Annotated in this window: 13 protein-coding genes; 8 read left to right on the top strand and 5 right to left on the bottom strand. The window is 72.2% G+C overall.

The features are described from left to right. Positions 1-88 precede the first annotated feature (88 nt). On the bottom strand, positions 89-997 hold the full coding sequence (locus tag QR78_RS18360; protein ID WP_048429005.1) for a LysR family transcriptional regulator: 909 nt from the start codon (positions 995-997) through the stop codon (positions 89-91). A gap of 97 nt (positions 998-1094) precedes the next feature. Here QR78_RS18360 and QR78_RS18355 point away from each other — a divergent pair, with 97 nt between their 5' ends. The 6 genes from QR78_RS18355 (at position 1095) to QR78_RS18330 (ending at position 5800) form a co-directional block, all read left to right on the top strand. Beyond that, positions 1095-2282, top strand: coding sequence for an MFS transporter (locus QR78_RS18355; RefSeq protein WP_048429004.1), 1188 nt, complete (start codon positions 1095-1097; stop codon positions 2280-2282). A gap of 64 nt (positions 2283-2346) precedes the next feature. Beyond that, positions 2347-2961: a LysE family translocator gene (locus QR78_RS18350; RefSeq protein ID WP_048429003.1), complete on the top strand. Its 615-nt coding sequence runs from the start codon at positions 2347-2349 to the stop codon at positions 2959-2961. Between the two features lie 69 nt (positions 2962-3030). Beyond that, positions 3031-3720, top strand: a complete 690-nt coding sequence (locus tag QR78_RS18345; protein WP_048429002.1) for a helix-turn-helix transcriptional regulator — start codon at positions 3031-3033, stop codon at positions 3718-3720. A 70-nt stretch (positions 3721-3790) separates the two neighbouring features. Further along, positions 3791-4156 carry a VOC family protein gene (locus QR78_RS18340; RefSeq protein WP_048429001.1) on the top strand — a complete coding sequence of 122 codons (366 nt, stop codon included), beginning with the start codon at positions 3791-3793 and terminating at the stop codon, positions 4154-4156. Positions 4157-4256: 100 nt separating this feature from the next. Continuing rightward, positions 4257-4817, top strand: a complete 561-nt coding sequence (locus tag QR78_RS18335) for an isochorismatase family protein (RefSeq protein ID WP_089504218.1) — start codon at positions 4257-4259, stop codon at positions 4815-4817. Beyond that, positions 4814-5800 (top strand): GlxA family transcriptional regulator, encoded by a 987-nt coding sequence (locus tag QR78_RS18330; RefSeq protein ID WP_048428999.1) that lies wholly within the window; start codon positions 4814-4816, stop codon positions 5798-5800. The genes QR78_RS18335 and QR78_RS18330 overlap by 4 nt, the downstream gene beginning before the upstream one ends. Positions 5801-5804: 4 nt before the next feature. On the opposite strand, the gene QR78_RS18325 is transcribed toward QR78_RS18330, so the two are convergent. Continuing rightward, entirely contained in the window at positions 5805-6239 is a 435-nt protein-coding gene (locus QR78_RS18325) for a tellurite resistance TerB family protein (protein ID WP_048428998.1), read from the bottom strand. 93 nt (positions 6240-6332) lie between these two features. After that, positions 6333-7187: a formate/nitrite transporter family protein gene (locus QR78_RS18320; RefSeq protein WP_048428997.1), complete on the bottom strand. Its 855-nt coding sequence runs from the start codon at positions 7185-7187 to the stop codon at positions 6333-6335. A 162-nt stretch (positions 7188-7349) separates the two neighbouring features. Here QR78_RS18320 and QR78_RS18315 point away from each other — a divergent pair, with 162 nt between their 5' ends. Beyond that, a complete protein-coding gene (locus tag QR78_RS18315) occupies positions 7350-8624 on the top strand; it encodes an alpha-hydroxy acid oxidase (protein ID WP_082171934.1) in 1275 nt (424 codons plus the stop codon). Positions 8625-8738: 114 nt separating this feature from the next. On the opposite strand, the gene QR78_RS18310 is transcribed toward QR78_RS18315, so the two are convergent. Together QR78_RS18310 and QR78_RS18305 are read right to left on the bottom strand one after the other, a co-directional pair. Then, positions 8739-10430 (bottom strand): methyl-accepting chemotaxis protein, encoded by a 1692-nt coding sequence (locus QR78_RS18310; protein WP_048428996.1) that lies wholly within the window; start codon positions 10428-10430, stop codon positions 8739-8741. A gap of 315 nt (positions 10431-10745) precedes the next feature. After that, positions 10746-11300 (bottom strand): Lrp/AsnC family transcriptional regulator, encoded by a 555-nt coding sequence (locus tag QR78_RS18305; RefSeq protein WP_082171935.1) that lies wholly within the window; start codon positions 11298-11300, stop codon positions 10746-10748. Positions 11301-11403: 103 nt separating this feature from the next. Here QR78_RS18305 and QR78_RS18300 point away from each other — a divergent pair, with 103 nt between their 5' ends. Continuing rightward, entirely contained in the window at positions 11404-11667 is a 264-nt protein-coding gene (locus QR78_RS18300) for a hypothetical protein (protein ID WP_125901205.1), read from the top strand. Positions 11668-11777: the final 110 nt, after the last annotated feature.

Here is an 11777-nt window from a genome sequence, read left to right as displayed (position 1 = left end):
CCCGCGGGTCTCCATCCCTCACAGTCCCGCGCGATCGGGCAGAAGGGATTTCTTTCCCCGTCTCCAGCCGACCCACGCAGTCGCGCCCTCACCCGCCCCGCGCCCGCATGCGCTCGGCCAGAAAATCGACCAGGACGCGCACTCGCGCCGGCATGGTGGCGCCGCCGACGAAGACGGCGTGGATGCTCTCACGGTCCTGGGGGTTGTAGGCCTCGAGGAGGGGGACGAGCCGGCCGCTCGCCACCTCCTCGCCGATGTGGAAGGTGCCGACCCGGGTGATGCCGACGCCCTGGACCGCGAGCTGCACCAGCGTCTCCCCGCTATTGGCCGTGAGGTTGCCGCGCACCGCCAGCAGCACGTCGCGCCCGGCCTCGCGGAAGGGCCAGCCGGGCTCGATGCGCCGGAAGCTGAAATCGAGGCAGTTGTGGTGCGCGAGATCGGCCGGGACGCGCGGCACGCCGGCCCGGGCGAGATAGGACGGGGCCGCCACCACCATGCGGCCGGTCTCGCCGAGGCGGCGGGCGGTGAGCGGGCTGTCGGGGAGCGGGCCGAAGCGGACCGCGACGTCGACCCGGCCGCCGAGCACGTCGGCGATCTCGTCGCTGAGATCGATCTCGACGGTGATCTCGGGATAGCGCGCGACGAACTCCGCCAGCAGCGGCACGACGACGAGACGCCCATGGGCGGTGGCGGCGCTGACCCGGACCCGGCCGCGCGGCGAGGCCTGGTCGGCGATGGTGCTCTCCACCTCGTCGAGATCGGCCAGCACGCGGCACGCCGCCCGGGCATAGGTCTCGCCCTCCGCGGTGAGGTGCAGGCTGCGGGTCGTGCGCACGATCAGGCGCACGCCGAGCCGCGCCTCGATCCGCGCGACGATGCGGCTGACGGCCGACGGCGTGAGGCCCAAGGCCCGCGCGGCCCCCGACAGGCTGCCCGCCCGCACCACCGCGGCGAAGGCCGCCATCTCCCCGGCCCTGTCGGTCGCCTCGCGCGGCATTCGTGACTCCCAGGCACAGATCCTGGTCCACGAGCCTGGCTACCGCCTGATGAACCGTCAACATAATTCCGACCCGGAACAACCGGGGAGTGCTTCCATGACGATCGGTTCGACGACGATCAATCCACCCCTCCTGGCGCTGGCGCTCGGCGCCTTCGGCATCGGGGTCACCGAATTCGCCCCGATGGGCATGCTGCCGACCATCGCCGCCGATCTCGGGGTCTCGATCCCGGCCGCGGGCCTGCTGGTCAGCGCCTATGCCGGCGGTGTCCTCGTCGGCGCGCCGCTGATGACGCTGCTCTTCGCCCGCACGCCGCGCCGGACCCTGCTGATCGGCCTGATGGGCCTGTTCACCCTCGGCAACCTGCTGTCGGGCCTCGCCGGCGGCTACGGCACGCTGCTCGCGGCGCGGGTCGTCACCTCCTTCAACCACGGCGCCTTCTTCGGCATCGGCGCGGTCGTCGCGGCGGGGCTGGTGGCACCGCAGCGGCGCGCCTCGGCAGTCGCCGCGATGTTCTCAGGGTTGACGATCGCGACGGTCGGCGGGGTGCCGTTCGCCGCCTGGATCGGCGAGGCGCTGGGCTGGCGCCCCGTGTTCCTGGGCATCTCCGCCATCGGCGCCGCGGCCATGCTGGCGCTGCGGCTCTCGCTGCCGCCGCTGCCGGTGGAGGCCGGCACCGACATGCGCGCCGAGCTGCGGGCCCTGCGGCACGGCTCCGTCCTCGTCGCCCTGCTGCTGACGGTGCTCAGCGCCAGCGCGATGTTCACGGTCTTTACCTACATCGCGCCGATCCTGCGGGTGGAGACCGGGGCGGGCTCCGGCTTCGTCACGGCGATGCTGGTCGTCTACGGGCTCGGCCTCGCCCTCGGCAACTGGCTCGGCGGCCGCCTCGCCGACCGCGCGCCCGACGCGACGCTCTTCGGGTCGCTCATAGGCCTCGTCGTGCTGCTGGTCCTGTTCGCGGCCGGGATGCGCTCGGAAGGGGCCAGCGTGCCGCTGATCTTCCTATGGGGGGTCGCGAGCTTCACCCTCGTCCCGCCGCTCCAGATGCGGGTGGTGGGCGCGGCAGCGTCGGCCCCGAACCTCGCCTCGGCGATGAATATCGGCGCCTTCAACCTCGGCAACGCGATCGGGGCGGCGCTCGGCGGCGCGGTGATCGATGCGGGCCTCGGCTTCCCGGCGGTGTCGCTGGCGGGCGCCGCCGCGGCCGGAACCGCCCTCGCCCTGCTGCTGGCCCTGCGGCGCGGCGCCCGGTCCCCACGCCTCGCCGCGGCGCGGGGCTGACCCAGCGGAAATCGGCCCGAATCTTGAAGGATCGTCGGACGCAACCTCGGACAGGGACACGCCGATGGACCCGACGACCCTCCTTGCCTTCGCCGCCGCCTTCCTGGTCTTCGCCGCGAGCCCCGGGCCCGACAACATGACCATCGTCGCCCGCACCCTGTCGCACGGACCCACCGCCGGCATCGCCTACGGGCTCGGCATGGTGGCGGGCATCCTGGCCTTCCTCGTGCTCGCCGCCACCGGGCTGGCGGTCGTGGCGCGCGAGATGGGGACGGCGATGACGGTCCTGCGCCATGCCGGTGCCGCCTATCTGGTCTGGACCGGGATCCGGCTCTGGACCGCCGAGCCCGTGCTGCCGGCGGAGCGCGCGGGTGGCAAGCGGCCGGGCCTCGCGGCGAGCGTCCTGACCGGCCTCGCCCTCAACCTCGGCAACCCGAAGATGCCGCTGTTCTACCTCGCCCTGCTGCCGAACGTCGTCGGCGCCTCCCTCGCCCCGGCGCAGGTCGGTATCCTGGCAATGGTGATCGTCCCGGTCGAGGCGCTGGTGATCGGCGGCCACGTCCTCCTCGCCGGCCGGCTGCGGCGCATGCTCCGCACCCGTGCGGCGGTCCGGCGGGCGAACCGGGTCGCCGGCGGAACAATGATCGGGGCCGGCGTGGCGGTGGTTGCAGCTCGCTGACGCGCGGGGCTTCCGTTCGCGCACCCCGTCTGCGACGACGCGGCGTCCGACCCGCCGCGAGCCACTCCGATGTCCCGTGCCGAACGCCTGCTCGACCTCATGCAGGTCCTGCGCCGCCACCGCATTCCGGTCAGCGGCCGGCATCTCGCGGAGGAGACGGGCGTCAGCCTGCGCACCCTCTACCGGGACATCGCGAGCCTCCAGGCGCAGGGCGCGGCGATCGAGGGCGAGGCGGGCCTCGGCTACGTCCTGCGCCCGGGCTTCACCCTGCCGCCGCTGATGTTCCGCGAGGAGGAGATCGAGGCGCTGGTCCTCGGCATGCGCTGGGTGGCGACGCGGACCGACGGGCCCCTGGCGTCGGCCGCGGGCGATGCGCTCGCGAAGATCGCCGCGGTCCTGCCGGCGGAGCTGCGCGAGCGGCTCGATACCTCGACGCTGATCGTCGGTCCGGCGGAGGCGGTGCCGGAACGCATCGACCTCGCGGCCCTGCGCGGCGCCATCCGGGCGCAGCACAAGGTGACGATCCGCTACCGCGACGCCGGCGGGGCGGGATCGGAGCGGGTGATCTGGCCCTTCGCCCTCGGCTTCTTCGAGCGGGTGCGGGTCGTCGTCGCCTGGTGCGAGACACGGAACGACTTTCGCCATTTCCGCACCGACCGGATCGAGACCCTGACCCTCACCGGGGAGCGCTATGCCCGCCGCCGCCACGCGCTGCTGCGCGAGTGGCGGGCGCTCCAGGGCATCGCGCCCGCCGCCTGACCGCTGCTGCCGGAATCTGTCAGCGGGGCCTCCTACACAGAGGGCGTCGCACCAGACGGAACCCCAGACGATGCTCCAGCCGACCTATACCCTCCTCTACGTCGACAACGCCGAAGCGAGCGGCCGCTTCTACGCCGCCCTGCTCGGCCGCGCCCCGGTCGAGGCGGGCCCGACCTTCGTTCTGTTCGTCTTCGAGAACGGCCTGAAGCTCGGCCTGTGGTCCCGCCACACCGTCGAGCCGGCCGCTTCTGCCACCGGCGGCGGGGCCGAGATCGCCCTGACGGTCACGGACGACGCCACCCTGGACGCCACCCACGCGGACTGGGCGGCCAAGGGCCTGTCGATCCTCCAGCCGCCGACCGACATGGATTTCGGCCGCACCTTCGTGGCGCTGGATCCCGACGGGCACCGGCTGCGGGTCTTCCGGCCGCACTGAGCCTCTGTCCTTTTTCGTCCGCTTCCGGTCCGGGCGCGGCCTTTCGGGACCCGCGGCGGCGCCTATCCTGGCGCCGTCCCACCCGATAAGGATGAGCCCCATGCCGGACACCGCGCTCCTCGTCATCGACGTCCAGGAATCCTTCCGCCACCGTCCCTACTGGGACGAGGCGGACCTCGCCCGCTTCCTCGATCGCCAGCAGGCCGTGATCGATGGCGCTATGGCGAAAAACGTCCCCGTGGTGCAGGTCTTCCACGTCGAGGATCAGGGACCGTTCTCCCTCGCCTCCGGCCATGTCCGCACACTCGAACCCCTGCGGATCGCCCCCGACGCGGTCTTCCACAAGCGCCGCCACTCTGCGCTCGTCGGCAGCGGGCTCGACGTCTGGCTGACCCGGACCGGCATCCGCCGGCTGATCGTCAGCGGCATCCGCACCGAGCAATGCTGCGAGACCACGACCCGCCACGCCTCCGACCTCGGCTACGCCGTCGATTACGTCGGTGAGGCGACGCTCACCTTCGCGATGACGGACGCCGCCGGGCGGTCGTGGAGCGCCGACGAGATCCGGGCCCGCACCGAGCTGGTCCTGGCCGGGCGCTTCGCCCGCATCGCCACGGTCGAGGAGGCGCTCGCCGGACCGGCGTCGCGTCTGGCCGCGTGAGCGCCCCGAGCGATATCGCGGTCGTGGTGGTGTGCCCGCCCCGCACCCTGCTCCTCGACGTCGCCGGGCCCGTCGAGGTGTTGCGCAAGGCCAACCTGATCCAGGAGAAGGTCCGCTTCCGGGTCGGCCATGTCGGGCCGTGCCCCACGGTCACGAGCTCGATCGGGCTCGGGCTCTCGGGGCTCGGCCCCCTGCCCGCGCCGCTGCCGGAGGGGGCGACCGTGGTGCTCGCCGGCACGGCGGAATGGGTGCTGGGGGATCCCGATCCCCCGGGCGAGGACGAGCGGGCGGCGGACGACGCGATCGTCGCCTGGCTGCGGGCCGAGATCCGGCCCGGCCACCGCCTGGTCTCGATCTGCTCCGGTGCGCTGCTCGCCGCCCGGGCCGGGCTCCTCGACGGGCATGCCTGCACCACCCATCACGCGGCCTGCGCGGAGCTGGCCGCCCTCGCCCCGGCGGCGCGGGTGCTGGAGGACCGGCTGTTCGTCGAGGACCGCGAGCGGCTGACGAGTGCGGGTATCACCGCCGGCATCGACCTGATGCTGCATCTGGTGGCGCGCCTCGTCGATCCGGCCTGCGCGGCGGCGGTGGCGCGCTACCTCGTGGTCTACCTGCGCCGGGCCGGCCACGATCCGCAGCTCTCGCCCTGGCTCACGGGGCGCAACCACCTCCACCCGGCGATCCACCGGGTGCAGGACGCGGTGAGCGCCGATCCGGCCCGGGCCTGGAGCCTGGAGGCGCTGGCCGGCCTCGCCGCCACCAGCCCGCGCCACCTCTCGCGGCTGTTCAACCGCCATGCCGGGATGAGCCTTCCCCGCTACATCAACGGCCTGCGGGTGGCGCTCGCCCGCGATCTCCTGGCCCAGACCCGCCTCGACATGGAGCGCGTCGCCGAGCGGGCGGGCTTCGCCTCGCCGCGCCAACTCCGGCGGGCCTGGAGCCGCGTCAACGACGGGCCGCCGCGCGCGGTCCGGGAGGGATGATCGCTCAGGCGAGCAGGGCGTCCCGGTCGAGCCCGAGCGCCGCCGCCACCTCGGTCAGGGCCCGGTGCTCGGAGGGGCTGATGCCCTCGAAATCCGCGACGTCGGCGGCGATCAGGAAGACGCTCTGGCGCTGCTCGGCCGCGCGCTCGGCGATGGCCTCGATGAAGTGCATGTTCTGCATCCGCCCGGCCCGGGTCCTTGCGCGGCCGATCGCATCGTAGAGTTCTTCCTCAAGCATCAGGCTGTCGTAGCCCTTCTCGAGGACGGGATCGGCCAGCATGCCCTTGAGCGCCGTCTCGAACTCCGCCCCCGCGACCTCGCCGTCGGCCACGATCACGTTGGCGCAGGCCGACACCGCCGCCTTCATCAGCGGCTCGTCGCCCGCATAGGCCGTCACGGTCTGCTTGAACCGGCCGAAGGCCGCCTGGACGAAGCTCATGGGTCTCGCTTTTCCGCGCGTGGAACGCGGTCTCTTACCAAGCGGGAGGCGCGGAGAAAATCGGCAGGCCGCCGCACCGCAGCATGGGCCGCCTCACAGTTCCTGGCGCACCTGGGCGTGGGCGAGGAGCGCGAACAGGCCGGTACCACCGATCACGTTGCCGACGAGCGCCGGCAGGATCATCCCGCCGAAGACCTGCCCGGGACCGGCCTCGCCGGCGCAGAGCAGCAGGAAGGCCTCCGCCGCCCCCGCCACCACGTGGGTGAAGTCGCCGAGCACGATCGCGAAGGTGAGGAGGAAGACGATCCAGATCTCGCCGCCGCTCGCGGCCGCCCGCAGCCAGGCGACGGTCGCGATCAGGAAGCCGGCCGGGATGCCCCGGAGCAGGAGGTCGGTGGGCGCCTTGTGCAGCAGGGCCTCGCGCGACACCGCCTGCATGGCGGCGAGCAGGTCCGGGCCGACCACGCCGCCCCAGGTCTCGATCGCCGCCGCCGCGCCGGTGCCGACGAGGTTGCCGAGGAGCACGAGTCCCCAGAGCCGCGCCGTGCCGGCGAGCGCCCGGCCGCTCGGCCGGGTGACGAGGGGCAGCACCGTCACGATGGTCTGCTCGGTGAAGAGCTGCATCCGGCCGAGGATCACGATCAGGAAGCCGAGGGGATAGCCGAGCTGCGCCACGAGGGTGCGGCCCCCCATCCCGGCCGGCAGCTTGTGGTACAAAGCTCCTTCCGCGATCACCGAGGCCGTGATGGCGATGCCGGCCGCGACGCTCGACCAGAGCAGCGAACCGGCGGGACGCGCCAGCTCCTCCTCGCCCTGCTTGCGCACCACCTCGTGGACGATCGTGGCGCGGGGCGCCGACCGGTCCTCGATCTCGTCGTGCTCGGCCGGGGCGAGATCCGCAGAATCCCGCTCCGAGGGGTCTCGCCCCGCACTGTCCCGCTCGGTCATGCCGTCGCCCCTCGCCCGCGAAGGGCCGCCTTGCCCGACAAGGGCTGGAGCCGGATCGACGCACAACCTCGTCCCGCGTTCCGCGGCCGTCCGACCCGGCGGTTGCGAGCCGCGCGGCGCGGGTGCTACCGATCGTCGAAACGGGATCAGCGGGAGGCCGGCATGGAGGCAGACGAGCGCCGGACGGGGCGGGCCGTCGCGCACCGGCCCTCCACCGAGCCGACCGTGCCGCCATCCCGGCCGGCACCCGCGCCCGCCCCGGCCCGGCTGGCCGCCCGCCTGCAGCGGGCGCACGCGATCGCGGACCTGCGCCGGCAGGCCGCCCGGCGGCTGCCGAAGGCGGTGTTCGACTTCATCGACGGCGGCGCCGAGGACGAGCGGACCCTGCGCGACAACGTCGAGGCGTTCGACGCCTGGATGCTGATGCCGCGGGTCGGGGTCGACGTCGGCACCCGCGATCTCTCGCGCCCGGTCCTCGGATACCGCGCGTCCCTGCCGATCATGATGGCGCCGACGGGACTCGCCGGCTTCTTCTGGCCCGACGGCGAGGTCGCGGGGGCGCGAGCCGCCGCGCGCGCCGGCATTCCCTACTGCCTCTCGACCAACTCCGTCGGCTCGATCGAGCACGTGGCGGAGGGCGCGCCCGAGGGCGAGCGCTGGTTCCAGCTCTACTTCCTGCGCGACCGGGAGTGGATGGAAGCGCTCCTGCGCCGCGCGGCCGCCGCGCGCTACCGGGTGCTGTGCCTCACGGTCGACCTCGCGGTGCAGGGACGGCGCGAGCGCGACCTGCGCAACGCCTTCACCATGCCGCTGAAACCGCGCCTCTCCACCGCCCTCGACCTCGCCCGCCGGCCGGGATGGCTCGCCGGCGCCGCGCGTTCGCGCCTCGGCTTCGGCAATTTCCAGATCGGCGGCGGTGCGGCGGGCTCCGGCTTCACCAGCGTCGCCCAGCACGTCGCCTCGCTGTTCGACCCTTCCGCGAACTGGGACGACATCGCGCGCATCCGCGACCTGTGGCGCGGTCCGATGGCGCTGAAGGGCCTGCTGCACCCGGCCGATGCCGAGCGGGCGGTGGCGCTCGGGATCGAGGCCGTGATCGTGTCCAACCACGGCGGCCGCCAGCTCGACGACGTGCCGGCGGCGATCACGGCCCTGCCGGACGTCGCCGCCGCGGTGGCGGGCCGGGCCGAAGTGATCCTCGACGGCGGCGTACGCCGCGGCACCGACGTGATCAAGGCGCTGGCGCTCGGCGCCACCGCCTGCAGCCTGGGCCGCCCGTTCCTCTGGGGCCTCTCGGCCGGCGGCACCGCGGGCGTGTCGCGGGCGATCGAGATCGTTCGGGGTGAGCTCGACAACGCGATGACGCTGCTCGGCACGCCGACCCTCGACGCCATCACCCGGGACCATGTGCGGGCGCGGCGGGGTGGCGGCGGGTGAGCCTGCGAAGGCCGTCGATCGCCGCCCGGCCTCGCGGGATGGGCGGATGCTGCGCCTTCCCTCGCCGCGCGGCCTCGTGCCGGGCGCGATCCCGGCCATGGTCGGGCAATGGCGTCAGGCCGCCCGTACGGTAGCGAGGAAGCGGGCGACCTCGGCGCCGAGATGCTCGGATTGCCGCGACAATTCGGAGGCGGCGGACAGGACCTGGCCGGCAGCGGCCCCCGTCTCCTCCGATGCCTGCGCCACCCCGACGATGTTGCCCGTCACCTCGGTCGTCCCCGCCGAGGCCTGTGCGACGTTGCGCACGATCTCCTGCGTGGCCGCGCCCTGCTGCTCCACCGCCGCCGCGATCGACGTCGCCACGCCGTCGATCTCCCGGATCCGGCCCGTGATCGCACCGATGGCCGTCACCGCCTGCGCGGTCACCCCCTGCACCTCGCCGATCTGGCGCGCGATCTCCTGGGTCGCCTTGGCGGTCTGCTCGGCCAGCGCCTTCACCTCCGTGGCCACGACCGCGAAGCCCCGCCCCGCGGCGCCGGCACGCGCCGCCTCGATGGTGGCGTTGAGCGCCAGGAGATTGGTCTGGCCGGCGATCCCCGAGATCATCCCGACCATGTCGCCGATCCGGGCGGCGTTCTGGCTGAGCGCCTGGACGAGGTGCGCGGTCTGGCCCGCCTCGCCCACCGCGGCTTGCGCGAGATGGGCCGAGCCGGTCACCTGCCGGCCGATCTCCTGAACGGAGGCGCCGAGTTCCTCGGCCGCCACCGCGACCGTGTTGACGTTGGTGGCGGCTTCCTCCGCGGCGGCGGCCACGGTGGTCGACTGGGAGGCGGTCTCCCGGGCGGTGTCGGTCATCTGCTGGGCGGTCGCCTGCAGCTCCGTGGCCGAGGACGAGACCATGCCGACGATGCCGCCGACGGCGCGCTGGAAGCCGTCGGCGAGCTCGATCATGGTACGGCGGCGCTCGGCGGCCGCAGCCTCGTCGGCGCGGCGCTTGACCTCCGCCTCCTCGGCGGCCTTGCGGGCGACCATGGCCTTGATGCCCTCGACCGCCCGGCCGACGGCGCCGATCTCGTCGCCGCGGGCGGCCTCCCGGATCTCGGCGTCGATCTCGCCGCGGGCCATGCGCTGCAGCACCCCGACGAGGCTGCCGAGCGGACGGGTGATGCCGAAGACCACGATCAGGACCGAGAGCGCGATGGCGCCGAGGAGACCGGCGAGCGAGGCGCCGATCAGCAGCCGCCCGGCCCACGACACGGCCTGCGCGGCATCGTCGCGCGAGCGCTGCAGCTCGCCCCTCAGGCGGTCGACGTTCTCGCTCAGGGATTCCCGGATCCTGGTGCGCTGGCTGTCGCCGTCGATCAGCAGGGCCCTGATCGCGTCTGCGTTCTCGTTCTTGAGAGCGAGGACGTTGGCCCGGTCCTGGGCGGCGAGGAACTCCTGCAGGAGGCCCTTGAGCAGCAGATTGTGGGCGTCGCGCTCCGGGGAATCCGCCATCGTCCTCAGGGTGTCGAGGACGTCGAACGTGGACTTCCAGGCGGCGTCCCAGCGCGCCTTGGAGGCGGCCATCTCCGTCGCGTCGGTCTGGAGGATCATGTTCCGCGCCTGGATCGCGGTCTCGTTGATATGGGATCGGATGCGCAGCATCAGTTCGAGCCGCGCGGCATCCACGTCGACGATCACCCTGGTCCGCGTCGCGAGAGCATCGAGGCTCGTCATCGCATAGACCAGTAACCCGGCGGCGATGACCGCCATCAGGGCGAGCGGCACGATGGCCTTGATGATGATCTTCGAACTGCGCAGCATGGCGAGACACCGGATGGGCCTATTCCCACCTATAACAGCTATCTGTCATGAGTTATTTTTATGTTTAAAACTAGCTATTACATGAAAATATTTAAGGTATAACACGCCACAAAATAAATTACCTTATTATTACGGACAAACCATGGAGTATAATTTGATATTTACCCGGCAAATAACAATCCATTTCAGCGGGAGCCAACAGCCGCCGAATATGACTCCTGATCGTCGAACCATTTGGCTGCGTATCCCGGAACGACCGTAGCGATGGTCGTTGCCGCCGGCCCCATCGGCAACGGCGCAGCCGCGGGTCCCGGATCAGGGCGCCTGCCGGGCGATCGCCACCGGATCGACCGAGACCTCCTGCTTCAGGGTCCGCAGGGCGAAGACCGAACGCGACTGGCGGATGCCGCGGATGCGGTAGAGCTTTTCGCGGAGAAAGCGCTCGTAATGCGCGGTGCCGCTGACCGCGACCTTGATCATGTAGTCGTACTCGCCCGTCACCAGATGCACTTCCAGCACTTCCGGGATGCGCAGGATCTCGGTGCCGAAGGCCTCCAGCACCGCGTCGTCGTGCTTGTCGAGGGTCACCTCGATGAAGACCACGTCCGGGATGCCGAGCGCCCGATGATCGAGCAGGGCGACGTAGTCGCGGATCAGCCCGGCCTCCTCCAGGCGCCGCAACCGCGTCCAGCACGGCGATTGCGACAGCCCGACCCGCTCGGCGAGCGCCGCGATCGTCAGACGCCCGTCCGCCCGCAGGGCCCCGAGGATTTTCCTGTCGAACTCGTCGAGCCGGTGCGGCTCGACACCCTTCTGCGGCGCAGGGCCGCGCGCGGAACGCCTGTTCGGCGAATCGGCCTTCGATGTCATGCGGCGTTCTCCAGAACCCCGCTTTAGCCCTGAAAATCGGCGAGGACCATCCGGCCGGGCCGGGCTACAGTCGTGCGAAATCAAGCGTCGCGGGAGGACGCGCATGGCTCGCGGGCAAGAGCACCCTCAAGAGCATTCCGTGGAGATCCGGGCGCGGATCCTCCACGTCTTCGACGGCGTCACGCGCCTGCTCGGCGAGGCCGAGCGCGCCGGCTACGGCCTGCAAGGCCTCGCCCTCGACGCCGGCGCCTCCGCCGTCACCCTGTCGATCCTGGTCCCCGACGGGACGGATCTGAGCGTCCTTTCCGCCCGCCTCGCGCGCCATCCGGCCGTTGCCGAGGCCCGGGTCGCGGCGCCGTCCGCCTAAGCGGATTTCGCCGAAGCGGATACCGGTTCGGCGGCAAAAATCTGCGACGAAACAAGAACCTAAGCGCGCGAAGCGTTGGCCTGCCAACGCAAGTCCGCTTAGGCGCCCCC

Origin of the sequence: Methylobacterium indicum (genome assembly GCF_001043895.1) — a bacterium.
Lineage (GTDB): Bacteria > Pseudomonadota > Alphaproteobacteria > Rhizobiales > Beijerinckiaceae > Methylobacterium > Methylobacterium indicum.
The sequence above is the reverse complement of the archived record's forward strand: the minus strand, read 5'-3'. Positions and strand labels throughout refer to the sequence as shown.